The 26,396-nt window shown below is 36.4% G+C and carries 21 protein-coding genes and 1 CRISPR repeat array; of the genes, 10 read left to right on the forward strand and 11 right to left on the reverse strand.

Translation table 11 applies throughout. The features are described from left to right. Nucleotides 1-9 precede the first annotated feature (9 nt). Both V9G42_10165 and V9G42_10170 read right to left on the reverse strand, forming a co-directional pair. A complete protein-coding gene (locus tag V9G42_10165) occupies nt 10-816 on the reverse strand; it encodes an alpha/beta hydrolase (GenBank protein MEI2759777.1) in 807 nt (268 codons plus the stop codon). Nucleotides 817-1,017: 201 nt separating this feature from the next. After that, nucleotides 1,018-1,839, reverse strand: coding sequence for a glycerophosphodiester phosphodiesterase family protein (locus tag V9G42_10170; GenBank protein ID MEI2759778.1), 822 nt, complete (start codon nt 1,837-1,839; stop codon nt 1,018-1,020). Between the two features lie 253 nt (nt 1,840-2,092). Here V9G42_10170 and cas9 point away from each other — a divergent pair, with 253 nt between their 5' ends. Genes cas9 through cas2 form a run of 4 tightly spaced genes read left to right on the forward strand, consistent with a single transcriptional unit; the run spans nt 2,093 to nt 9,105 of the window. Continuing rightward, entirely contained in the window at nt 2,093-7,330 is a 5,238-nt protein-coding gene (cas9, locus tag V9G42_10175) for a type II CRISPR RNA-guided endonuclease Cas9 (protein MEI2759779.1), read from the forward strand. Beyond that, a complete protein-coding gene (locus tag V9G42_10180) occupies nt 7,317-7,793 on the forward strand; it encodes a nucleotidyl transferase AbiEii/AbiGii toxin family protein (protein MEI2759780.1) in 477 nt (158 codons plus the stop codon). Before cas9 ends, V9G42_10180 begins: the two co-directional genes overlap by 14 nt. Before the next feature lie 17 nt (nt 7,794-7,810). Beyond that, complete coding sequence (gene cas1, locus V9G42_10185) at nt 7,811-8,770, forward strand: type II CRISPR-associated endonuclease Cas1 (GenBank protein ID MEI2759781.1); 960 nt, start codon at nt 7,811-7,813, stop codon at nt 8,768-8,770. Then, nucleotides 8,767-9,105 (forward strand): CRISPR-associated endonuclease Cas2, encoded by a 339-nt coding sequence (cas2, locus tag V9G42_10190; protein MEI2759782.1) that lies wholly within the window; start codon nt 8,767-8,769, stop codon nt 9,103-9,105. Before cas1 ends, cas2 begins: the two co-directional genes overlap by 4 nt. Nucleotides 9,106-9,240: 135 nt before the next feature. Further along, nucleotides 9,241-11,175: a CRISPR direct-repeat array (repeat unit 36 nt; unit sequence CTTGTAAGAACGTTGTCAAAGATAAAATTTGAAAGC). 667 nt (nt 11,176-11,842) lie between these two features. Here the strand turns inward: cas2 and V9G42_10195 are convergent. Next, complete coding sequence (locus V9G42_10195) at nt 11,843-12,163, reverse strand: hypothetical protein (protein MEI2759783.1); 321 nt, start codon at nt 12,161-12,163, stop codon at nt 11,843-11,845. 185 nt (nt 12,164-12,348) lie between these two features. On the opposite strand from V9G42_10195, the gene V9G42_10200 reads away from it, so the two are divergent. Then, the gene (locus V9G42_10200) at nt 12,349-12,933 is read left to right on the forward strand and encodes a YceI family protein (protein ID MEI2759784.1); all 585 of its coding nucleotides are present in this window, start codon (nt 12,349-12,351) and stop codon (nt 12,931-12,933) included. 58 nt (nt 12,934-12,991) lie between these two features. Here the strand turns inward: V9G42_10200 and V9G42_10205 are convergent, their stop codons facing one another. The 8 genes from V9G42_10205 to V9G42_10240 all read right to left on the reverse strand — a co-directional run bounded on the left by V9G42_10205 (nt 12,992) and on the right by V9G42_10240 (nt 19,463). Beyond that, nucleotides 12,992-14,296, reverse strand: a complete 1,305-nt coding sequence (locus V9G42_10205) for a hypothetical protein (protein ID MEI2759785.1) — start codon at nt 14,294-14,296, stop codon at nt 12,992-12,994. Beyond that, complete coding sequence (locus V9G42_10210; GenBank protein ID MEI2759786.1) at nt 14,286-14,831, reverse strand: RNA polymerase sigma factor; 546 nt, start codon at nt 14,829-14,831, stop codon at nt 14,286-14,288. Before V9G42_10210 ends, V9G42_10205 begins: the two co-directional genes overlap by 11 nt. Nucleotides 14,832-14,949: 118 nt before the next feature. Further along, nucleotides 14,950-15,594 carry a protein-L-isoaspartate(D-aspartate) O-methyltransferase gene (locus tag V9G42_10215; protein ID MEI2759787.1) on the reverse strand — a complete coding sequence of 215 codons (645 nt, stop codon included), beginning with the start codon at nt 15,592-15,594 and terminating at the stop codon, nt 14,950-14,952. A gap of 88 nt (nt 15,595-15,682) precedes the next feature. After that, a complete protein-coding gene (gene trxB / locus V9G42_10220; protein ID MEI2759788.1) occupies nt 15,683-16,627 on the reverse strand; it encodes a thioredoxin-disulfide reductase in 945 nt (314 codons plus the stop codon). Nucleotides 16,628-16,635: 8 nt separating this feature from the next. After that, nucleotides 16,636-17,358: a hypothetical protein gene (locus tag V9G42_10225; protein ID MEI2759789.1), complete on the reverse strand. Its 723-nt coding sequence runs from the start codon at nt 17,356-17,358 to the stop codon at nt 16,636-16,638. 1 nt (nt 17,359) lies between these two features. Further along, nucleotides 17,360-18,628 (reverse strand): adenylosuccinate synthase, encoded by a 1,269-nt coding sequence (locus V9G42_10230; GenBank protein MEI2759790.1) that lies wholly within the window; start codon nt 18,626-18,628, stop codon nt 17,360-17,362. 14 nt (nt 18,629-18,642) lie between these two features. After that, the gene (locus V9G42_10235; GenBank protein MEI2759791.1) at nt 18,643-18,984 is read right to left on the reverse strand and encodes an STAS domain-containing protein; all 342 of its coding nucleotides are present in this window, start codon (nt 18,982-18,984) and stop codon (nt 18,643-18,645) included. Beyond that, nucleotides 18,981-19,463: a transcriptional repressor gene (locus V9G42_10240; GenBank protein MEI2759792.1), complete on the reverse strand. Its 483-nt coding sequence runs from the start codon at nt 19,461-19,463 to the stop codon at nt 18,981-18,983. Before V9G42_10240 ends, V9G42_10235 begins: the two co-directional genes overlap by 4 nt. A 371-nt stretch (nt 19,464-19,834) precedes the next feature. On the opposite strand from V9G42_10240, the gene V9G42_10245 reads away from it, so the two are divergent. From V9G42_10245 to V9G42_10265, 5 genes are read left to right on the forward strand one after another with little or no spacing between them, the layout of a single operon-like run. Further along, nucleotides 19,835-22,546: a T9SS type A sorting domain-containing protein gene (locus tag V9G42_10245; protein ID MEI2759793.1), complete on the forward strand. Its 2,712-nt coding sequence runs from the start codon at nt 19,835-19,837 to the stop codon at nt 22,544-22,546. Between the two features lie 3 nt (nt 22,547-22,549). Next, nucleotides 22,550-23,023, forward strand: coding sequence for a GNAT family N-acetyltransferase (locus tag V9G42_10250; protein ID MEI2759794.1), 474 nt, complete (start codon nt 22,550-22,552; stop codon nt 23,021-23,023). Between the two features lie 60 nt (nt 23,024-23,083). Then, a complete protein-coding gene (locus V9G42_10255; protein ID MEI2759795.1) occupies nt 23,084-24,070 on the forward strand; it encodes a Gfo/Idh/MocA family oxidoreductase in 987 nt (328 codons plus the stop codon). Continuing rightward, nucleotides 24,067-24,927, forward strand: coding sequence for a hypothetical protein (locus V9G42_10260; protein MEI2759796.1), 861 nt, complete (start codon nt 24,067-24,069; stop codon nt 24,925-24,927). Before V9G42_10255 ends, V9G42_10260 begins: the two co-directional genes overlap by 4 nt. A gap of 29 nt (nt 24,928-24,956) precedes the next feature. Beyond that, on the forward strand, nt 24,957-26,372 hold the full coding sequence (locus V9G42_10265) for a sugar transferase (protein MEI2759797.1): 1,416 nt from the start codon (nt 24,957-24,959) through the stop codon (nt 26,370-26,372). The last annotated feature ends 24 nt before the right edge of the window (nt 26,373-26,396 follow it).

The following is a 26,396-nucleotide window of genomic DNA, read 5'->3' on the forward strand; positions in this document are numbered from 1 at the left end:
ATTAAAAAATCAATTCGACAAAAACTTTGCTATTTTTTCAAAATAAACATTTTTGTCTGTAGTGAAATTCTCTGCATTTGATGGTGAGTTTTTTACTACATACGTTTCGCTGATACCTTTTATTTGTTTTATATCAGAAGGATTAACCAAATTGTCCTGTGGTGAAACAATCACCATCAGACTTTTAATTCCTTTTGGCTTTTCCATAGCATACATTGGCTCGTGATTCTTGTCAAAACCAAAAGGCATCACCGCTTCTTTTCCTGTCTTGTCTTTAATTTTTTTCTTCATCACTTCCAAACCTACCCACGGGCCATCGGCAATAACTTTTTGTGTTTCTGTTCTGTTGGCACCCACTCCAATAGAGAGCCCTGCTCCTATTGATTTGCCATACAAATTAAATTTGGTGATGGCTCTGGATTTACGCAAGTAATCACATACAGCATTAAGGTCAACAATAAACTGAGGATAAATAAATAAATCAGGATCTATTTTAAAATCGCTGCTGCTGCCATAGCCGCGATAGTCATACATCGCAACATTATATCCTGCACTCAAAAATGAATTGGCAATTTCAATATTATCAGCCATATTGCCATCACCACTACCACTCATAATAATCCAGTTGGTAGATTTCTTGGGAAGTTCAAACATCCATGCATTGAGAATAGCACCATCAGGTGTTTTTATTTTTTCTTCCTTATAAGTCATGCCGTACTTGTCTGGAAGTACCTTATACTCCTTTGAAGGATTTAGTGCAAACGCATCGGAAACAAATAAAGCCATTAAGGCAACTAATGAAATTGATTTAAGCATCGTAATTTTGATTATTAAATTAGGCTTCAAAAATAGCTACACTAACCATGAAGTAGTAATTAACTTTTTAACAATTCTTGCGCTTTCAATGCTGAAAAGAATATTCCTGCTGCAATCAGGCCTATTTTCTTCATGGAATTTATCTCTTAAAAACCAATCAGGCAACGCAGTGGTGAATGAGTGTAACCGTCTCTGGACAAATTATCTGTAGCGATCGGGATAGTCGGTAATGATGCCTTGCACACCACCATATTTCAGTTTCAGAAACACTTTATCATTGTTAACAGTCCATGCAAATAGTTTAATGTTATGCTGCTTACAAAAATTAATGGTATTGGCTGTTGCAAAAACATACCAGGGTGAATAAATAGGTGTAACAAAACCCAACTCATTAAAAAAAGTTTCAGCATCACGTTGTGTTTCATTTAAAGCTGCAATGGTAATATCAGGATAGTGAGAGTGTAAAATCCGCAATACTTCCTTGTCGAACGACTGAACGATAAACCTTTCTCTTTCGCTGTATTGCAAAATCACTTTCACGACTAAATCAACCATGGTCTTTGGGTCGGGCTGAAATTTGCCGTACCAATCGCTTCGACTTTTAATCTCAATAAAATAAAAAGGCATCACTCCAGTTTTGCTACAAGAAAATGAATCGGCAGTAGCAATCACTTCATCAAGCAATGGCTTGTAGGTTTTCATTTTATGCTGTCCCGGATACTTTGGATTAAACTTGCTGCCACAGTCATAACTTTTTATCTGCTCATAAGTCATCTGATACATATTGTATCTGCCACGACTGTAATTTACCAACGGAGTGCTATCAGGCATCAGACAGGTTTCGTTGTTTATCCAAGGCTCGTGCGAGACTACCACTTGCGAGTCGGCAGAGATTACCACGTCCAACTCCAGATGCAAAACACCCAACTCAATAGCTTTTAAAAAAGCAGGGATGGTATTTTCAGGCATCAAGCCACGACAGCCGCGGTGGCCATAAACAACAAACGATGTGTCTTGTGACATGAGTTGATGAGCAACAGAACTAAAAAAAACTATGAGTAAAAAGCGCACGTTAAAAATATGCTGCCAAAATAAATAAAAACGAGGCACGCTTGCGAATGCCCCGTAGTAGATGTTTTCACAATGGAATAATCCTTATTGTGATTTGCTTTCAATATGCAAAAATGTAAATAAAATTTCATTTTGCAAATTTTTACTGGAAAATTCATCTATTCTTTTATAACTTTATTCGCTCATATTAATTACTAATAATGTTATGAAAAAAATACTTGGATTAGATTTAGGAACAAATTCTATTGGATGGGCATTGATTGACAATGAACAAAAGAAAATTCTCGGAATGGGAAGTCGGATAATTCCTATGGACGAAGGAGAGATTGGGAAATTTGCAGAAGGAGTAAAAATTTCTAAAACAGCTGACAGAACAAACTTTAGAGGTATTAGACGATTAAGAGAAAGAAACCTTTTAAGAAGAGAAAGGCTACACCGTGTATTGAATGTATTAGGATTTTTGCCCGAACATTATACCAAAGAAATAGATTTTGAAAAACGATTCGGACAGTTTCTGGAAGAAACCGAACCTAAATTAGCTTGGAAGAAGAACGGAAAAAAAGATAACGGAAAAGATAAGTTTGAGTTCTTGTTTCAAGATTTATTCATTGAAATGATTGAAGATTTTAAAAAATCTCAACCTCAGTTATTTTACATAAAGAAAAATGGAGAAGAAACCAAAATACCCTACGACTGGACGATATATTATTTAAGAAAAAAAGCTCTTGAGAAAGCAATAAGCAAAGAACAGTTGGCGTGGCTTATTTTAAATTTCAATCAAAAAAGAGGATATTATCAATTAAGAGGGGAAGATCAGGAGGAAAATCCTAATAAATTGGTTGAATTTCATTCATTGAAAGTAGTAGATGTAAAACCCGAAATTAAATACAATTTAATTTTAGAAAATGGAGAAACCTATTACCGCACAAGTGAAACTTCTTTGTTAAATTGGAAAGATTCGTATCAAGATTTTATTGTAACAAAATATGCAGATAATACTGGAAAGGAAAAACAAAGTTTCTTTTTAAAGATAGATGCAAGTGTACTCAAAAGTAGGAAACCGAAATCAAGTAAGAAAAAAGCAAAAGAAATAGAAGGGGAACAATCTATCAAAATAGTAGATGTAATAGAAGAAAAACAGGATAAGATTTGGTATTCATTGGTTTTAGAAAATGGCTGGATTTATCGTAGAGAAAGTAATGTTGATTTATCTGATTGGAAAGATAAAATACGAGAATTTATTGTTACCACAGATTTGAATGATGATAGAACTGTAAAAATTGATACTGATGGAAAAGAAAGTAGAAGTTTTAGAGCACCAAAAGAAGATGACTGGACTCTGATAAAAAAGAAGACTGAAAACGATCTAGATAAATACATTAAAGAACACAAAACAAACAATGATCTTGCAGGTACCGTTGGCACATATATCTACGATACGCTATTAAAAAATCCAAAACAAAAAATAATAGGAAAATTGGTTCGTACCATCGAGCGGAAATTTTATAAAGTAGAATTAAGACAAATCTTGCAAAAGCAAATTGAACTGCAACCCGAATTATTTACAAATGAATTGTACAACGATTGTGTAAGAGAATTGTACCGGAACAATGAAGCACATCAACTTTCATTGGGTAAACGAGACTTTATTCATCTGTTTTTAGATGATATTATTTTCTATCAACGACCACTTAAAAGTCAGAAATCTTCTATCGGAAATTGTGCTTTGGAATACCAACTGCACAAAATCAATAAAAAAGACGAACAAGGAAATACGATTAAAAATGTTTTTGAACAAGATGAAAATGGGAAGGATATTGAGGTGAAAGAATACTTAAAAGCCATTCCGAAATCTAATCCATATTATCAGGAATTTAGAATTTGGCAATGGCTCTTCAATTTAAAAATTTATCAGAAGGATGATGATAAAGATGTAACGGATGACTTTATAAAAAATACAAGTGATAAGGAAAATCTGTTTAGCTTTCTGATGACGAAAAAAGAAGTCAATCATAAAGATATTTTGCATTATCTCATCGTTCCAAAAGTCAAGGAAAAATTTCCTGATACAAAACCGAAAGCATTAAAAGAGGAAACCGCAAAAGAAATAAATAAACATCGTTGGAATTATGTGTATAATTCGGAAAAGGACGAATCTAAACTGTACCCAATGAATGAAACTGGTTCGCAAATCCGTACTCGTCTTGAAAAAGTTACCAATCTCCCTGATAATTTTCTGACAAAAAAAATTGAGCAAGAACTTTGGCACATCATATATTCCGTAAACGATAAAAACGAATTTGAAAAAGCTTTAGAATCTTTTGCGAAAAAGAAAGAACTATATTATATACCCAAAGAGAGTCGAGACTTAGAGAATCCTGACAAAGGTTGTTTTGTATATAACTTTAAAAATTTGGTATGGAAAGAAAAAAGCTACGGTTCATTTTCCGAGAAAGCAATAAAGAAATTATTGCCTTTGATGCGGATAGGGAAATATTGGAATTTTGATGCAATAGACGGAAATACCAAACAACGCATTCAAAATTTGCAAAATGCAGAAGTTGATGAAAGTATCAAAAACAGGGTTAGGGAGCAAGCACACAAAGAGAAATTAGATAAAAACGAAGATTTTCAAGGACTGCAATTGTGGTTAGCACAATATATTGTTTACGACCGTCATTCAGAAGCAGAAATTAGTGGAAAATGGAAATCCATTGCTGATTTGGAAAAATATTTGGATGAATTTAAACAACATTCGCTTCGTAATCCAATAGTTGAGCAAGTAATGACAGAAACTTTGTGTGTCGTAAAAGACATTTGGCAACACTATGGAAAAGGAGCAGAGGATTTTTTTGATGAAATTCATATTGAGTTGGGGCGGGAAATGAAAAACACAGCCGAAGACCGCAAGCAGATGACCAACCAAATAACAGAAAACGAAAACACCAATCTCCGCATTAAAACCTTATTAATGGAGTTTGCTAATGATGAATATTTTAAAAATCAAGAAGATTATAAGGACGAAAAAGGAGATACTCCTGCTTTCTACAAAAAAGGGAATAATCCTGTAAAAGCCTTCTCTCCTACACAACAGGAAATTCTAAAAATATATGAAGATGGGGTATTAAATTCGGGCATTGAAATTCCGAATGAGGTATCTGAAATTATCAAAAAATTCAAAGAAAGTGATGCCAAAAAACAGCCCACAAAAACAGAAGTTGATAAATATAAACTTTGGCTGGAACAGAAATACAAATCACCTTACACTGGGCAAATAATTCCTTTAAGCAAGTTATTTACACCGGATTATCAGATAGAACACATCATTCCGAAGTCCCGCTATTTTGATGATAGCCTAAGTAATAAAGTAATATGCGAAGCAGCCGTAAACAGCCTAAAAGACAAGCAATTGGGGTTGGAGTTTATAAAAAATCATCACGGAGAGAAAGTTACTTTAGGAGATGGAACTAAAAATACCGTTGAGATTCTTTCAGAAGATAGATACAAAACATTTGTAAAAGAACACTACGATAAAAACCGTTCAAAACGCAATAAATTGTTGTTGGAAGAAATTCCTGATAAGATGATTGAACGACAACTCAATGACACCCGCTACATCAGCAAATTCATTTCAAATGTATTATCAAACATCGTGCGTACAGACAAAGATGATGACGGGGTAAACTCTAAAAATATTCTTCCCGGAAATGGAAAAATCACTTCCACATTAAGGCAAGAATGGGGACTGAATGACGTTTGGAATACGTTAATTCTGCCACGTTTTGAACGAATGAATCATCTTACCAACACAACAAACTTTACAACAAAAAATAAAGAAGGACATACAATACCTGCTATCCCTTTAGAACTTTCCAAAGGATTTCAGAAGAAACGAATAGACCATCGCCATCACGCATTAGATGCTCTGGTAATAGCCTGTGCAACGAGAGACCACATACAGTATTTGAATAATGAAAATGCAAAATCTCAAAAACACCATTTGCAAATGGGGCTTGCCAAGAAACTAAGAAAAATGGAAACTGTGAAAGTGAAAAAATGGAGAAGAAACGATAATAATGTATGGGAAAAAACTGATGAAAAAATAACGAAAACTGTTCCTAAAGACTATTTAAAACCTTGGGATAGTTTTACTGTTGATGCAAAAAGTGAATTAGAAAAAATAGTGGTAAGCTTTAAGCAGAACTTGCGTGTTATTAATAAAACAAAATTTACTGGATTAACTTATAAGGAAAGTAAAGAAAAATCCAAAGATAGAAATTGGGCTGTTCGTCAACCTTTGCACGAAGAAACAGTTTCAGGATTGGTTAAATTATCCTGGGTACAGGTGGACAAAGAAAAAGGTGAAATAACAACAGCTACTCGTAAGGCTTTAGATAAAAATTTTAATCTAAGTAAAATTGAGAAAATCACGGATACAGGTATTCAGAAAATACTCACAAATTATTTGACGCAAGATAAATTCAAAATTGTTAATAGTAAAGGTGAAGTTTCCTATAATACCGAATTTGCTTTCTCTCCTGAAGGCATTGAAGAAATGAACAAAAATATTTCCCAATTTAATAATGGTAAATTTCATCAACCAATTTTCAAAGTAAGAATTTATGAAAAAGGGACAGGACGCTTTCAGTTAGGAATAAAGGGAAATAAAAAGAACAAATATGTACAAGGTGCTCCTAATTTGTTTTTTGGCATTTATTTAGATAAAGAAGGAAATAGAAATTTTGAAACTATTCCATTGGATAAAGTAATTGAAAGACTAAAGCAAAGAATAAGCTCTGTTCCTGAAAACAAGACAATAGAAAAAAAGAAAGAAATTCATGAATTGAGGCTTCAGTTCCATCTTTCTCCTGATGATTTAGTGTATGTTCCTACCGAAGATGAAAGAGAAAATATTAATGCAATTGATTTTAATAATTTAACAAAAGAACAAAAGGAAAGAATATTCTTTGTCAATGATTTTTCTGGATCTACTTGTTATTTCAGACCTAACAGAATTGCAAAGGCTATTGTTGCAAAAGAAGTAGATATGAACTATGATGAGAAAAAAAAGAAAACAACAGGGTCGTTCGATACCAAGACAGCAAGCTTTGAAGGCAAACAGATCAAAGACATTTGTATCAAACTCAATGTTGGTAGATTAGGCAATATAATACCCTTCTCTAATATTAAATTCTACCCAAACCCTTCTCATCAACCTGATGAAGCGAAAGAGGGATCATCATATTTTAAAACTGTTAAAATAAGTACCCTTCAACAATCAGAAGAGCGTATGTTATTGCATACTTCCAATATGAATCCCGAAGAGCGAATGGCATATTTACAACAATTACGTGAAACAACACAAAATAATAATCTTTCGGAAGATGAAAAAATAAGCATACTGAGCAAGTTTAAAATAAACCCTACTGATGAAAATTCTTGAGCCGGTTTTCGTTTCTGTTATTGAAAAATTAATTCATAACGAAGTTGAATTTCTTCTGATTGGAGGTTATGCTGTAAATTATCATGGCTATGGTCGTTATACCGGTGATATTGATTTCTGGATAAACCCCAATGACCAAAATAAAGAGCGGTTCCTAACGGTTTTTGGCGAATTATGTAAAAATGAAAATGCTGTTGAAACGGTCAAACATTACGATTTTAATCAGGCTCAGGTATTTTCTCTTGGTGAACCGCCTATACAAATTGATTTTTTAACCCAGGTAAACTTAGTTGATTTTGAAGATGCCTGGAAAGAAAAAGTTTTCTTTCAGGTTAAAGATATAAAGGTTCCAGTGGTAAATTATTATCATTTAATTACTATGAAATTTAACACCGGTCGCACAAAAGATAAATTAGACTTGGAGCAACTACAGAGAATTAATAGTTTAAAAAATAAGAAGTAATTCTCAATAGAAATTAAATGATCAAACGCACGCTATACTTTGGCAACCCTGCTTACCTGAGCCTGACCAACAGCCAGCTGACGGTGCGCCTGCCCGAAGTAGAAAAAAACAAGCAACTCGACAACTTATTTAAGCAGCAGGCACAGGCTACCATACCGGTTGAAGATATTGGTGTAGTAGTGCTCGACCATAAACAGATAACCATAACACATGGACTGTTGGATGCCCTGATGGAAAACAATGTGGCTGTTATTACCTGCAACAACACAAGGCATCCTGCCGGATTGCTGCTGCCCTTACAAGGTAACACGCTTCAGCATGAGCGCTACCAGCATCAATTAGAGGCCAGCGAGCCTTTGCGCAAACAACTGTGGCAACAAACCATTGTACAAAAAATAAAAAACCAGGCGGCAGTGCTGCAACATCAACAAATTGATGCAGCACGCCTCTACCCTGTTTACAACAATGTGAAAAGTGGCGACAGCGAAAATGCCGAAGGCACAGCCGCAGCTTTTTATTGGACTAATGTTTTTACCAAACTACCTGCAGACATGGCTCATGCACCGGGTAACCTTTTCAGACGGCAACGCGATGGATTGCCTCCGAACAATTATTTGAATTATGGCTATGCCATACTGCGCGCCATCATGGCCAGAAGCATAGTAGCTGCAGGACTGTTGCCCACCAAAGGCATTCATCACCACAACCGCTACAATGCCTATTGCCTTGCCGATGACCTGATGGAGCCCTACCGACCTTATGTGGACAAACTGATTATTGAAATTATTTTAAAACAGGGAATATCAGATGAGTTGAACAAAGAAATTAAAACACACCTGTTGGGTATTCCGGTAATAGATGTTACACTCGATGGCGAAAGCAGCCCGCTGATGGTAGCCACACAACGCACGGCAACATCATTGGTAAAATGTTTTGCCGGAGAACAAAGAAAATTGCTTTACCCGGAGTTATCATGAGTTTCGAACGCCTAAATGCCTATCGTGTTATGTGGACACTTGTAATGTTTGACTTGCCAACAGAAACCAAGAAGCATCGTAAGTTGGCAGCCAAGTTCCGGAAAGATTTATTGCAGGATGGTTTTCAGATGTTTCAGTTCAGCATGTACATCCGTCATAGCAACAGCAGCGAAAATGCACAAGTACACCGCAATAGGGTAAAAAAATCGTTACCCTCTGAAGGAAAAATTGGCATATTGCAAATTACAGACAAACAGTTTGGACAAATGGAAGTTTATTATGGAAAAAAAGAACAACAAAAGCAGCAAACCAGTCAACAATTGGAGTTGTTTTAAAAAATGGCTTTTAAAAAAAGCTGCAACAGAAATGAAAAATCCCACTGATGCAGCGGGATTTTTAGTTCTTAACCTGATTTTTAAAACCTTAAACAAAACATAAATTGTTGAGACATAACATCTTTAACAGGAAAGCTTGTAAGAACGTTGTCAAAGATAAAATTTGAAAGCAAATCACAACATGCTATGCAATTTTCAACAACTTCACTTCTTGTAAGAACGTTGTCAAAGATAAAATTTGAAAGCAAATCACAACAACTGCAAGAACTTGTAAGAGCTTAGATTCTGCATCTTGTAAGAACGTTGTCAAAGATAAAATTTGAAAGCAAATCACAACGCGCTGCTCTCATGTTGCTAATCTTAAACCTTGTAAGAACGTTGTCAAAGATAAAATTTGAAAGCAAATCACAACAAATACAGAATTTAGAAAACAGTAAACAATACTTGTAAGAACGTTGTCAAAGATAAAATTTGAAAGCAAATCACAACTGCAACGCCAGTCCCTGCAGGTTCTGCAATCTTGTAAGAACGTTGTCAAAGATAAAATTTGAAAGCAAATCACAACGTTCTCCGGAAACCGGATTAAACTGATCTGCTTGTAAGAACGTTGTCAAAGATAAAATTTGAAAGCAAATCACAACTGCCATGGCCGTGGCAGTGCCAATTCACTAACTTGTAAGAACGTTGTCAAAGATAAAATTTGAAAGCAAATCACAACTGCTGCGACATGGTGTCTGCTGGCAATGGTCTTGTAAGAACGTTGTCAAAGATAAAATTTGAAAGCAAATCACAACTTAAACTCAAGAAGCCATACTATCCGCGAACTTGTAAGAACGTTGTCAAAGATAAAATTTGAAAGCAAATCACAACAGGTAGAACGTAGAATCTGTTGATTAATTACTTGTAAGAACGTTGTCAAAGATAAAATTTGAAAGCAAATCACAACTACAGTACTTTGACTAAAGGCAATTACTTTCTTGTAAGAACGTTGTCAAAGATAAAATTTGAAAGCAAATCACAACAGTTAGTACGCTACACTACACCACGAGTTCTTGTAAGAACGTTGTCAAAGATAAAATTTGAAAGCAAATCACAACTCAAAATTGGCGATATAAAACCACAAGACACTTGTAAGAACGTTGTCAAAGATAAAATTTGAAAGCAAATCACAACGGTGGAACCGTTAACCCGCAGTTCAGTGGCTTGTAAGAACGTTGTCAAAGATAAAATTTGAAAGCAAATCACAACCCAATTCTTCTGTAAGAACCTTTGCTGTTTCTTGTAAGAACGTTGTCAAAGATAAAATTTGAAAGCAAATCACAACGCAGTCTTGCTTGATGGTCGGTTAGTGCTGCTTGTAAGAACGTTGTCAAAGATAAAATTTGAAAGCAAATCACAACGGTGGACGATAACCAATAGCCCTTGTACTCTTGTAAGAACGTTGTCAAAGATAAAATTTGAAAGCAAATCACAACGCTCTTGCGCTCTCTCTTGTCGCTTAACCCTTGTAAGAACGTTGTCAAAGATAAAACTTGAAAGCAAATCACAACAATAACTATTCATTAACTCATTTCAGAAAGCTTGTAAGAACGTTGTCAAAGATAAAATTTGAAAGCAAATCACAACTGCGGTGGGTATTGCACACAACAAAAGCACTTGTAAGAACGTTGTCAAAGATAAAATTTGAAAGCAAATCACAACTTTCTCTGTCACCAATTTAACGTTGTGGTCCTTGTAAGAACGTTGTCAAAGATAAAATTTGAAAGCAAATCACAACAATTCGTCTGTATGGGAAAAAAGCATTGGGCTTGTAAGAACGTTGTCAAAGATAAAATTTGAAAGCAAATCACAACTAAGTTTAAGATATTACTGATTGACTTTTTCTTGTAAGAACGTTGTCAAAGATAAAATTTGAAAGCAAATCACAACCCAATCAGGAGCAGTTTAATTCTCTCAAAACTTGTAAGAACGTTGTCAAAGATAAAATTTGAAAGCAAATCACAACGGCTTCTTGTTCTAAAAATTCGTTATAATCTTGTAAGAACGTTGTCAAAGATAAAATTTGAAAGCCCGTCCGACCGGTGTCATCCGGGCGGGCAAATCACTTTAGGGCGAGACTTGCTCGCCCTCCTTACGGAGCTAAAATGGGGAGGTAAACTCCACCACATGGTTTGAAAGTTTACCCGTACAGTATAACTGGGCGGGCCCGTCCGACCGGTGTCATCCGGGCGGGCAAATCACTTTAGGGCGAGACTTGCTCGCCCTCCTTACGGAGATAAATTGGGGAGGTAAACTCCACCATTCGAAATAGGGAGGTAAACTCCACCTCATGGTTTGAAAGTTTAACCGAACAGTATAACTGGGCGGATCTGTCCGAATAGTAGTATAACTGGGCGGGCCCGTCCGACCGGTGTCATCCGGGCGGACAAATCACTTTAGGGCGAGGCTTGCTCGCCCTCCATACGGAGATAAAATAGGGAGGTAAACTCCACCATTCGAAATAGGGCGGTAAACTCCACCACATCGTTTGAAAGTTTACCCGAACAGTATAACCAGGCGGATCTGTCCGAATGGTAGTATAACTGGGTGAGCTTGTCCGAACAGTAAAACTGGGCGGACAAATCACAACTTTGCAATATTGCTTTGCTTGCTTCTGTTTAATGTTCTGTCTATGAGATTTTTTTCGTTGATGAAATTGATTATGGTAAAGAATAAAAATAAATAAAAAAAAGTGTGGTTAATCCATCTTGTTTTCTATTTCTGACTCCACCATGTCTTCTATCCATTCTCTTTGTTGCAATTGCTCCTTTGTTAAACTATCTTGAACAGGCTTATCTTTCTTTTTTCTCATTTTATCATTTTTATGTCTTTCTTCAAATCTTCTTCTTTGTATCATTAACTCCTGATAGGTTGGTGATGTGGCACTATCCCACTCTGGTTGTTTGGGTAAAGACTTTTCATACTCTATAATTTTTTGTTGTTCACAACTGTCATACATCAGTATGGAAATCCCTATAGCTGTTATACCTAACCAAGCTTTAAGAAAAAACTTCAACATGATATAAGGCTATTGAAATTCATTGCAATTATTTGATGACAAAACTTTTCTAACTGTTTTTATTCATTGTTAAATGCAAAGTTACAACTGAATTTTTAATTAATTTATATAAAGTTAACCTAGGTTAATTTTTAGTGCAACCCGTAGTTCTATCATTGCACCATAAATCAAAAAATATAAAATAAATGAAAAAATTATTTCTAAGTGCATTTGCAGTAGCTATCACTTTCAGCCTTCATGCACAAACAAAATGGACTGCAGACAAGAGTCATTCTAAAATTGGATTCACCGTTACACACATGCTTATTGCAGAAGTTGACGGTCATTTTAAAGACTTCACTGCTTCTATGACTTCAACAAAAGATAATTTTGAAGACAGCAAGGTTGAGTTTAAAGCACCTGTATTGTCAATAAATACCAATGACGATAAACGTGATGAGCATCTTCGTGGCTCAGATTTTTTTGACATGGCAAACCATCCTGAAATTTCTTTTACCAGTGTATCATTTAAACCTGCCGGTGATAAAAAATTTAAGGTTGTAGGAAATCTTACTATGCGAGGTGTAACAAGAAGTGTTACTTTAGAAGCTACACATATAGGCACTGTTGAAGATCCATGGGGGAATACCAAGGCAGGATTTAAGTTGACAGGAAAGGTTAACCGTAAAGATTATGGAATAGCCTGGAATAAAACTTTGACATCCGGAGGTGCTGTGGTGAGTGACGAGGTTGCTATGAATTGTATGATAGAATTGGTTAAACAAAAATAAGTGTGAGTTAATATTTTATTTAAAGGCAGCCTTTGCTTAGGCTGCCTTTTTTTATGTATCAGAAATTTAATCTAATGCCTGAAAACATACCGATGCTACTCATTTTTTCACGAATAGGTGCGCCTTTGCGACTGATATCACTTAAATGATAATTATATTTAGGACCAATGAGTACTTCAATATTTTGAAAAATACTATAGGTAGCAATAACTTCACCTGAAATGCCTAAACCGATGTTTTGTTTATAAGGTGTAGCAGCTGAAGAAATATCTATCAGCGACTGCATATTTTCTTGAATAATTTTCCCTTTATAGCCTGAATAAATATTCATATATATCCCTGCACTACTTTGAATGCTCCATAGTCCTCTGTTATATCGCCATCCAAACATTATTGGCACATTAACAAAACGATAGTGATTTGAAATGATGATTTCACCTGTAGCATTAACAGAACCCACAATGGTGTCGGCAACCAAAGCGTTTGTGAGTGGATTGATATAGTAACCATTAATAGAATCAATTCGCATGCCTACAGGAAGATTTCCCATGCCCGGAATAAATGTATAGCTGAGTCGCTCATTCATATCAAAAATATCAATACCGGTCTTAAAAAAGAAATTGGTGTTCAGCCAAAAGCCCGCTCTTATTCCTTGGCTATGAGAATATATGTTTTTCTCTGTGTTTCTTCTTAATTTCAGATATGCAGTATTACCACTTCCTAAATCCCGTGTATGTTGGGTAAATTCTGGAGCATAATAGACATCTGTAAAAACGCGAATTCCTTTTTTTGTCTTCTCTATTTCCGAAGCCGGCTTGTGGGTAATTAGTGCCTGACTGATTTCTGATTCCGGTAAGGTTATTTGTATTGGTTTAAGCAAATCCCATTCACTATTATTAACCTTAGGGTTTTCTTTGGTTGTTGATGCAATTACCCTCAATGGTTCCAAAGTTTTTGGAACTGCGTTATTATTGATTAAGACGGTACTGTAATTACTTTTAGCTGAATGGTTTCTTATTGAATTGTTGGCAGCATCATTGTTCGCTGACTTAATTGAATTGTCTTGTTCTGATTTGTTATCTGCAATATTTACCAGAGATGATTTATTACTAATTGCCTCTGCTTTGTTAGGTTGATTATCATTTAAAGAAGAAATTTCTGTTTGATTTGAAGTAAAATAATACCACCCTATTCCGGAAGGAATAAGTAAAAACAGTAACAACCAAAGTAAATTCCTATTAAAAACCCCTTGCTTGGCAACAGGCAATTCTGCTTCTACCCTACTCCACAGCCCGGTACTGACTGACTCCTCTTCAGAATTCAACTTTTGTCTGATCAGATCATCAAATTGTTCATCCTGCATGACTGTATGTTATTTTATTTTTTTTTAGTTTTTGTTGTAAAGCCAACCGTGCTTTTAATAACTGACTGCGCGATGTTGCTTCTGAAATGTGCAGACTTTCTGCAATTTCCTTATGTGAGAATCCTTCTATCACATACATGTTAAAAACCAACCGGTAACCATCAGGCAAAGCATTGATGTGTGCTTTCAGTTCTTTGGCAGACATATCAGCAATTACATCACCATAGTCGTAAACAGGCATGTTGGTATGAACCATGGCTACTTCTTCTTTGTAACTGTAGCGTGTAATTTTTGTAAGTGCTGCATTGACCATTATTTTTCTTATCCAACCCTCAAACGATCCTTCAAAACTAAATTTAGCTATATATTTGAATACTTTAATAAACCCTTCCTGTAAAACATCTTCTGCATCATCGTGGTTATTGACATAGCGCATACAAACGACTTTCATTTTGCCGGCAAACTTTTCGAACAAAGCTCTCTGGCAATTTCTGTCACCGCGAATACAGCCTTCAATTAGTTCACGGTCTGTCATAACTGTTTTGAATGCATTCCATTTATAAAGACTCACTTTAACAGACAAATGTTGCCTGCATCAGATTAAATGTAAAAATAATTAAAAAGGAATTGCTATGGCAGAATATCTGACTATCTTAACTTCTTACTTTATCGTTCAACATGGGTACAAAGCGAAATGAGTTAAAATCGACTACTTCCATGGTTTGATCTGGCTTTTTTATAACGGTTTTCATCACCTGAACATCTTCACCAACGGGAACAACCATAACACCGCCCGTCTTCAACTGCTCAAACAATGATTGCGGAATATCGGGTGCACCACAGGTAATAATTATCTTGTCGAATGGTGCAAATGCAGGCAAACCTTTAAAGCCATCGCCAAAATGAATTTTAGGCATGTACCCTAGCTTTTCGAGTAAAAGTTTTGCTTTATCGGCAAGCAATTTATGTCGCTCAATAGAAAATACTTTAGCCCCTAATTCGCAAAGCACAGATGTCTGATAGCCCGAACCTGTTCCGATTTCCAACACTTTATCACCTTTTTGAATGCCAAGCAACATTGATTGAAAAGCAACAGTATAGGGTTGTGAAATTGTTTGACCTGAACCAATTGGAAAGGCTTTGTCTATATAGGCCGATTCAATAAATGCATTATCCATAAATGCATGACGTGGAATTTTTGTCATGGCAGCAATAACAGCTGCTTCATTTATTCCTTTAGTCTTTAATTCTGCAATTAGCTGTCGCCTTAATCCTTGATGTTTAAAAGTGTCTGTAATATTCATTTCAAACAAATTTACCATTCATACAACAAGGTTTTTTGCTGTTGAAATAAAATTTTTAACAAAACAATGCTAATGATTTTTTCTAATGAATGCCTTTATCAGCCAAATATCGTTCGGCATCTAACGCTGCCATACAGCCTGTTCCTGCAGCGGTAACAGCCTGTCTGTAAATTTTATCCTGTGCATCGCCACATGCAAAAACACCTTCAATATTTGTTTTGGTTGACCCCGCTTTGGTAATGATATAGCCGGTTTGATCCATATCAAGCCATTCTTTGAAAATATCAGTATTAGGTTGATGTCCAATTGCCACAAAAAAGCCGGTAACATCAAGCAGACGTTCTGCACCGGTAACATTATTTACAACTTTTACACCAGACACTGTTTTTTCACCAATAACCTCTTTGGTTTCTGTATTAAATAAAACTTCAATATTTGCAGTGTTCATTACTCTGTGTTGCATCGCTTTTGATGCACGCATTTCATCTCTGCGCACAATCATATATACTTTTGCACATAACTTCGCAAGGTAAGTTGCCTCTTCAGCAGCAGTATCACCTGCTCCAACAATTGCTACATGCTGATTGCGGAAAAAATATCCGTCACAAACTGCACATGCAGAAACACCAAAACCATTAAGTCGTTGTTCACTCTCCAGCCCAAGCCACTTGGCCGATGCCCCTGTTGCAATGATTACTGTATCGGCTGTAATTTCTTTTTCTTCGTCAATGATTACTTTATGTACAGGTCCCTTAAAATCAACCGATGATGCATAGCCCCATCTGATGTCGGTGCCAAACCGTTCAGCCTGCAGACGAAACTCTTCCATCATTTCAGGCCCCATGGTTCCTTTTGGATAACCAGGAAAATTTTCTACTTCTGTTGTTGTTGTCAACTGGCCACCGGGTTGCAATCCCTGATACATTACAGGCTTTAAATCTGCTCTTGCTGCATAAATTGCTGCTGTATATCCTGCCGGACCCGATCCTATAATCAGGCACTTTACATGTTCACTTTTTTCACTCATTGTATATTTTAATTAAATGCTTCAACCACTTTAAGGCTTTGGTTTGCATTGTCTATTTCTGTTTCTAATTGTGTTATCTGTGTTCTGAATTTATCCACCTCCGCTGCCAAAGCAACATTTTCCTTTTCTAACTTCTCATTTTTCTCGACTAACTTATCTGCTCCTACAGCTTTATTTGAAATGTCTTCTGCATTCAGGCTGATTGTTTTGGTATTCTTTTCAACTTTTGACTGATTGTTACTGATATTTTTTTCTAATCCTTTAATTTTCGATTTCAGACTTTTTATCTGATCATTATAAAACATTTTGTAATGAAAATGCACATAGTTTACAACCAAGGCTCTTGCACGGTCAAATTCTTCTTTATACATGGTGTTGCCAAAATGTATATCATAACCGGGGCTGAATTGAAATGCAACAGCTGTACCTTTAGACTCCTGTGTAAATATGGCACGTTGGTCAATTCGCAGATTTGAAATTTCAGAAAACATTTTTTTATCTACAGCATGCACACTTTTACTTCTACGACTAACACGATAATCAAAATTCTTTCGCATGAATTCACTATACGTAGAAATACAATAGCTCATATCCTGATCTAAATGTACAACCCATGAATCAACACTCTTTGACTCTTCGTTTAAAGCAGGCTTATTCTCTATAGAAAGCTGTTGCCCGTAAACGTTTGAACAAAAAAGAATACCGACCAGAAATGCTGAAAATATTTTCATTTTATTTTCTGATTATTGTTTGCGTTCTGTCAGGGCCTACCGATACAACATCTAATGGCAGACCTGTGTATTTTTCAATTGCTTGTACGTAGTTGTGTAATTCAGATGGTAAACTCTCGAAATTTTTTGTCTTACTGATATCACTCTGCCATCCTTTAAAAGAAAGGTATTCAGGTTCTGGAATTTCATTCACAATATTAAACGGCATTCGTGCCGAAGACTGCCCATTCACTTTATATGAATTACAGACCTGCAGGTTCTCAAAACCGCTAAGTACATCAGATTTCATCATCATCAGGCTGGTCACGCCATTTACCATTGCAGCATATTTCAAAGCAGGCAAATCGAGCCATCCACAACGTCTTGGACGTCCGGTGGTGCTGCCAAACTCATTCCCTTTCTTACGAAGTTCTTCGCCTGTAGCATCATTTAGCTCAGATGGAAATGGGCCACTGCCTACACGGGTACAATATGCTTTGAATACACCAAAAACTTTGCCGATTGCCGAAGGAGGAACACCAAGTCCGATGCAAGCACCTGCAGTTATAGTATTGCTGGATGTAACAAATGGATAGGAACCAAAATCAATATCGAGTAACGAACCTTGCGCACCTTCTGCTAATATTCGTTGACTGGAATTAATCAGATTGTTTATTTCATACTCGCTGTCAACCAATTTCATTTCACGAAGAGTTGAAATACTCTCGAGCCACATTTCGAGGTCTTCTTTGCTGACTGTAGGGTGTTTGTAGAATGCAAGCAGTTCGGCATGTTTGTTTAGTAATGTATTAAGCACATCTTTAAAATCATGCCTTTCTATATCGCCAACACGCAAACCGTTACGTCCGGTTTTATCCATATAGGCAGGACCGATTCCTTTCAGTGTTGAACCTATCTTTGTCTTACCTTTCATTGCTTCTGATGCAGCATCAAGTAAACGATGCGTTGGTAATATGAGATGTGCTTTGCGTGATACCCAAAGATTTTTCTTTATATCTACTCCTAATTTCAACAACGAATCGTACTCTTTTTTGAAAATTAGTGGATCTATAACTACACCATTACCAATGATGTTTAGTTTATTCTCACGAAAAATACCTGATGGAATGGTGTGAAGTACATGCTTTATACCATCAAATTCTAAGGTATGTCCTGCATTAGGCCCGCCCTGAAAGCGTGCAATCACATCATAGTCGGGTGCTAAAACATCTATCAGTTTTCCTTTGCCTTCATCGCCCCATTGAAGTCCAAGCAATACGTCTATTTTCATAATATTTTTATTTGTCAGATGACAGCAATGGCTGCTTCCTGATTTTCTTTTATGGTAAAAACCTCTGTCAATCTTGTAATAGTAAAAACAGATTTTAACTGACTGTTTATATTACAAATAATGGTGTCGCCACCTGCTTTACGCGACTTAGTTAGTATATTTAATAATACAGTAAGTCCACTGCTGTTCATAAAACGCAAATCGGTAAAATCGAGCACAAACGATTTCATATCTCTGATTATGCAAGTACTGATTTCGTCCATCAACTCATTAGCCTGCCTTTTCTCAATGAGGTTGCCCGAAAGTTTAATAATGCAGTAATTTCCTTTTTCTGAAGTTGTAAAATTAAAATTCATTGTTTTTTTACTTTAAAATATTCGCACGACCCTGTTTGTTTGAGTTTATTACACTTTCCATAAAAATTCAGGGCATGTTGTGTTATTTTTAAATCTAAATATTTTTCTACAGTTGACTGAATCTGATAAATTCTAGGGTCGCAAAATTCAAATACCTTTTCACAATCGCCACAAATAAGATGGTCGTGTTGTTTATAGGCAAACGACTTTTCATAAATAAATTTGGTCTCGCCAAACTGATGCTTTGTTACCAAACCGCATTTTAATAAATGCTCAATAGTATTATAAACGGTAGCCCGGCTTACTCTCAACTTACGTTTTTGAATCAGCTCAAAAAGCATGTCCACATTAAAATGTCCATTAATTTGATAGGCTTCTTCAAGTACAGCATAACGCTCCGGTGTTTTGCGTAGCCCATTGCTGATCATATACTCCGTAAAAATTTCTTTCTCTGTCTTTAAAAATCCAGCTTCTGCCACGTTAAACACTTACTATTTTGATTGCCGCAAAAGTAATAAATCAAACTGTTATAGAATTTCCGGTTGTCTGCGAAAAGCAAAATGAAGTGTTTATCATCCGCTTTCTCTTCTAAAATGTTGATAAATTACTTTCCTTATTTCTCTGTTATTTATATGAAAAAAGCCGTTTCTTTTAATGTAGTCATCAAAAACAAAATTCATTTTCTTTCGTAAAAAATAAATTACTGACAGCAGTAAAAAAAATGCATTGTTTTAGAATTATATCAAGTACTTTTGCCAATTGAACCATAAAATACTGTTTTGACATTGAAAGCGTTTTTCAGGATTTTCTGTAGCCACACTTTTTGCAGGTTTAGTATCAGCAGACATGTATGGCTCTATATTATCAATCCGTTGCATCCGGCAATTGGAATGTAACAAGTACCTGGCAAAGTAGCGTAGGGCCTGGAGGTCCATGGTCGCCTGCCGGAACAACGCCTACATCGGCCGATCAAACAATAACAATAATGGCCGGAACTGATGTCCGTATCACTACCGGTGCAACTATTGATGAGGTAGTTGTAAGCCCGGGTGCAACATTAATTGCCACAGCTAATGCTAATCTAACCATCAATAATGGTGCTGCTGCAGATTTAATTATTAACGGAACTTTTATAGATTCTTTATACGGAGCTGCAAATATTACATTTAACGCAGGAGCTACCTGGCAAATTAGTGCTGGCGCAACAATTGTTAAGTGTACAGTTTCGTCATGCAATAACTGGCAATCAAGCTATCAGGGTGGAATAATCTCCATTCCTGCAACAGCAAATTGGATTTTCAGAAAGGTAGGTGCTTCAAATCCTTCTGTAAGCACAACTAATGGTGGATCGCAAGCCTATTATCCAAATTTTATTTACGAGAATTATACATCAACGCCATTTATTACCGGTTCCTTCGCAAATTCACATTTTAATGGTTCCGCAAGCTATCCCATTATCAAAGGCAGCATGGATATAGGAGGAGCAGGCACAAACTACGTCAACTTTACAAACAACGATGTCAATGCAACTATAGGTGTTCAGGTAAGAGGTGATGTTATTATCCGACCTGGAAATACCTACAACAATATTGGTACAGGAACTGAAATTTGGGGCGATGTTTATATGGATGGCACCTGGAAATATTATAATGGCTATGGGCGCAGGTTGGTTTTTTCCGGAAATGGCAACAGCACCGTTTGGGGCAACGGACATTTTCAGATTCATGAACTGACAATGGCTAAACTTGTTCCCGCAAGTATTACTTTAAATCGTTCTTTGATGGTTGATTCATTGGTGAACTTTAATGGAGGAAAAATTTATACCAGTACCACCAACCCATTAATTTTTAATGTGGGGGCAAAAGCAAATACCGTATCAAACAACAATAGTTTTGTTGAAGGCCCTGTAAAAAAGTTAGGCAGCTCTGCCTTTGTTTTTCCTGTTGGTATGGCAAATGATGTTCAGCCTGCAGGATTATCAGCCTCTGGAGCTCCCGTAGATTCCGGCTTATTTTGGACAGAAAATTTTAACAATGGATGCACTTCTTTATGTGATGCCAACGGCTATACCGGTATTAATGGTTCTTGGTCTGTAACAAACTCAGGCACTAATGGCAATAGACCTAATATGTTTTATGTCAGCTGTGCCGAAGCCGGCAGACCTGTCAACACCTGTTCCGGTGGTTGCGCTACAGGTGGTGATGCCACTTTGCATATAAGTACTTCGCCTTGTGCAAGTTGCCTCATCTGTCCAACCGGTGATTGTGGTGCCATTTACGATACTTTAACAAGTGGTGGTTTTAATCCTACTACTGACATCAGAGCAGTTTCTCCACCAATTAATACAGTAGGAAAATCAAATATTTCAATGAGTTTTAAATACATTAACGTTGGCGATTTAAGAAGTCCTTCACTAAGTACAGATAAAGCTTTACTTGAATATAGTACAGATAATGGATTGACTTGGACATTATTAAACACACTTGCGCGTTCCAGCACCGTAGGTGGTTGTGCTTTATATAAACGCTGGACAGCTTTTGGCCCGCTTAATCTTCCTGCTGCTTGCAACGACTTACCAAACTTACTTATTGGCTTCCGATGGATAAACAACAACAACAGCACAGGTGCAACAATAAACACCAATGGTTCTTTTGCTGTTGATGAAATAAACATATCAGCAAAAAGTGCAGAATCTTTTACCACAGAGTATTTCCACATAAACCCAACTGTAATTTACAACAATGTGGTGAATCCACCGCTCGACCACGTAAGCCGCATGGAGTATTGGTATATGACAAAAGAGAGTGGTGATAAGAGAAAAATTACACTTTACTGGGATGGTAACAGTGGTGGTGTTACCAGCCTTCCCGACCTGAGAGTAGCACGCTTTAACGGTGCATCATGGGATGATTTAGGAAATACAGGAACCACTGGCAGTGCTGCTGCAGGGACAATAACTTCCGATTCAACAAAGGATTATGGTCCGGTTACATTAGCCTCTGTAATTGCACTACCGGGCAATCCTTTACCTGTTGAATTGTTGTCTTTTAACGGCAATCGCCACAATGACGAAATTAAACTCAACTGGTTGACCTCTTCTGAATTAAATAACCATTATTTCACCTTGAAAAAATCCGGAAACAATTTACACTATACAGACCTTGGCAAAGTAAATGGTGCAGGTACAACCAACGTACCTCAACGTTACGATTATGTAGATAACAGACCATTGCGCGGCATCAATTATTACAAACTTTTTCAAACAGATTTTGATGGTACCACAGTAGAAAAAGCCACACTAGCAGTGCGTTTTGATGCCTATGACGGTGATGTTTTAGTCTTACCGGATTTTAATCATGAGCAGGTATTGCTTCAATTTTCAGAATCCAATAAAACACCTGTCAGCATTATGCTTATGGATGCTGCAGGACGACTCATGCTGGAAACCATTTGCTCTGACAGCAACACTTGTCGTTTACAGACGTCTCGCCTTTCAAGAGGTGTATATGTGCTACGTATGCAGACTACAGAGGGGGTTATTGTAAAAAGATTTTTCTACTAACGCATGATTGTTCTTTCTGAATTTTTTCATCAGAAAAGTGGACAAAGAATAATAGCTGCTCATCCCGAAAGCAAAGAAGAACTGAATCAGTACTACCAACTCAGATATGACATATTAAGGGCTCCTTGGGGTCAACCTCCGGGCAGCGAAATGGCTAATGACGACCATTCAGCAATTCATATTTGCCTGATATTTGCCGATTTAATGGTTGGCGTTTGCCGATTACATTACAACACTAATGACGAAGCCCAAATTCGATTCATGGGAATAAAATCTGAATACAGAAACCAACAATTAGGCGATTACCTTATAAAAGCCGCAGAAAATATCTCTAAATCAAATCATTGCAAAACAATTTACCTTCAAGCCCGCGAAAATGCAGTTCCATTTTACGAACGCAACGGTTATCACATTGAAGCCAAAACCTTCTTGTTGTTCGATACCATTCAGCATTATGCAATGAGAAAAAACATTTAATTGCTTTTGTTAATTTACTTAAGGTAGCCATTTTACACCTATTTTTGCGCAAATTTTTTCATGCTTTCAATAGGAGTTATAGGCGCAGGCCATCTGGGTAAAATACATCTCAAACTTTTAAAAGAGTTACCATCATATCATCTAAAAGGCTTTTATGATAATGATGCAAGTACACGCCAGCAGGTTTCTGAAACTTTAGGCATAGCGACCTATGCTGATGCAGACAGCCTGATCGCAGCATGTGATGTGGTGGATATTGTAACTCCAACGCTTTCACATTTCAAATATGCAATGATAGCTTTAAATGCAGGTAAACATATTTTTATTGAAAAGCCTATTACACACACCCTTCAGGAAGCTGAAGAAATGATTGCTTTAGCAGAACAAAAGGGATTGAAAATCCAGATAGGACATGTGGAGCGTTTCAATCCTGCATTTGTAGCAGCACAAAATAAAATACATCAACCCATGTTTATTGAAGCACACCGTTTGGCTGAATTTAATCCACGTGGCACCGATGTACCTGTTGTGCTTGACCTGATGATTCATGACATTGATGTTATATTAAGCATTGTGAAGTCGGATGTAAAATATATAAACACCAGTGGTGTTTCAATCATAAGCGATACACCGGATATTGCCAATGCAAGAATTGAATTTGAGAATGGATGTGTTGCCAACCTAACAGCCAGCCGCATTTCCATGAAAAACATGCGTAAAGCAAGAATCTTTCAGGGAGATTCTTATATAGCTGTTGATTTTTTGAAAAAGAAAACAGAAATAATCTCCATGCGCAATACAACAGAAAATGAAAGTCCGTTTGCCATTATCATTGACCCTGGAAATGGAAAGCCAAACAGAACCATTGAATTCAACAACCCTGTTGTAGAAGAAAGTAATGCAATAAAAGAAGAGTTAAGAACCTTTGCAGTTGCAATAGAAAATAACACAACGCCTATTGTTAGTGCAATAGATGGTTACAAAGCATTAAAGGTTGCTAATCAAATTATGGAAAAATTGTCACAGCAAAAATTCATTGAGTCATGATGAAGCATAAACAACTTTTCACTGCAATTGCAACAGCATCAATTCTGCAAGCATGTAACATCATAAACCCTGCAGAGCCAACCCCTGCCTATATTCAGATTGACACCATTAAGCTCACAACAGATTTAACTTCACAAGGAAGTGCATCACATAAAATAGTTGATGCCTGGGTATATGTGGACAATCAGGCTGTGGGTGCTTATGAAATGCCGTGTAAGTTTCCGGTTTTAGAAACAGGCACACACACTATCTACATACAAGGTGGAATTTTACTGAATGGAATCAATGCCACACATTTGCAATACCCATATTATAAATTTGTTGACAAAACCGTGAACTTGAAAGCCGGAGAAGTTGTTCATATCAATGACCTGTCAACAAGTTATATTGACAACCTTACATTTCCATTAATGGAAGATTTTTCAGGATTGTTTTCATTCGAGAAAAGTGGTGACAGTCCTGTTGGTATGCTCGGAGAGCTTGATGTATCACAAGCTATGGAAGGTGGCTATGGTGTTGTACGATTGGATTCAGGCATGTATAATTTTGAAGTAAAATCTAAAGAAATGATTCTACCCAACAATGGCACCAATGTTTTTTTAGAAATGAATTATAAAAATTCTGCTCCTTTTCTAGTGATATTACAAGCAACTGATCCATTTGGCAATGTAATCAACAACGCCATTATCACATTAAATACAAAAACAGATTGGAATAAAATTTACATTGAGCTAAAACCAAAGATGCAAGAAACACCTACAGCAAAACGTTTCAGAGTGCTTTTTGGAATGCAGCGTACTGATGCAAGTACAAATGAGAGTTTTTACTTCGACAATGTTAAGGTAGTTCATAATTAAAGTTTCGTTGCTCCTGTTATTTATCAAAAATGAATAAGCGTTTACAAGTCATCAAATATATTATTGCCGATTTCCTTTCTGCATTGATGGCCTGGACCATGTTTTTTATTTATCGGAAAACATATATAGAACCCGGTGACACTCACTTCAGCAAAGAACTACTTGCCGATCCTAAATTTTTTACGGGCATTTTAATATTGCCTGTTTGTTGGGTTTTATTTTATGCATTTCTTGGCACCTACAATAACATATATCGTAAATCACGTTTGCGCGATCTGGCACAAACAGCACTTGCCTCTTTAATTGGTGTCACCATCATATTTTTTGCCTTGCTGCTGGACGACACTATTGTTACATATAAAAGCTACTACAACACGTTTCTCACATTACTCATCATTCATTATATCATAACAGTTTTTTTCCGGTTAATAATTACAACTGTTACAGGTGACAAAATCAAAAAAAGAAAAATTGGATTCAATACTCTATTGGTTGGAAGCAGTCAAAATGCATTACACATTTTTGAAGAACTAGAAACACAAAAAATAAGTCAGGGAAATAAATTTGTAGGATTCGTTCATGTTGATGAAAAGAATGGTGAATATCTGGGAGGAAAACTCCCACACCTTGGTGGTATCGCCAATATTCCCGATGCCATTAACAAACATCAGGTAGAAGAAGTAATCATTGCTATTGAATCGTCAGAACATGAAAATATTGGCAGAATTATTAATGAGCTGGAAGATACCAATGCCATCATTAAAATCATTCCTGACATGTATGATATTCTTTCCGGTTCAGTAAAAATGAATTCTATTTTCGGTGCACCGCTCATAGAAATTTATCCTCAACTGATGCCTGCATGGCAGCAATATGCCAAGCGACTGATGGATATTATTGTATCATTTGTTTTTTTAGTCTTGCTCACTCCCACCTTCATCATCACTGCACTCATTGTAAAACTGACAAGCAAAGGGCCTGTTATTTTTAAACAAGAAAGAATAGGATTGCATGGAAACCCATTTAACATTTATAAATTCCGAAGCATGTACCTTGATGCTGAATCCGGTGGACCGAAACTTTCCAGTAAAGACGACAGCAGAATAACACCTTGGGGAAAAATAATGCGTAAGTTCAGGATTGATGAAACACCACAATTTTTTAACGTTCTTGTTGGCGAAATGTCGCTTGTGGGCCCTCGCCCCGAACGCCAATTTTTTATTGATCAAATAATGCTATACTCTCCTCACTACAGACACTTACATAAAGTTCGTCCCGGAATTACATCATGGGGTCAGGTAAAATTTGGATATGCAGAAAATGTTGGTCAGATGGTTGAACGACTTAAGTACGATATCATTTATATTGAAAACATGTCGCTGGCACTTGACTTTAAAATACTTTTTTACACAGTTAAAATTATTTTTCAGGGGCGCGGTAAATAATGCTAACGACAATTTAAATTAACA

The organism is Bacteroidia bacterium (assembly GCA_037045145.1).
Taxonomy (GTDB): Bacteria; Bacteroidota; Bacteroidia; order AKYH767-A; family OLB10; genus OLB10.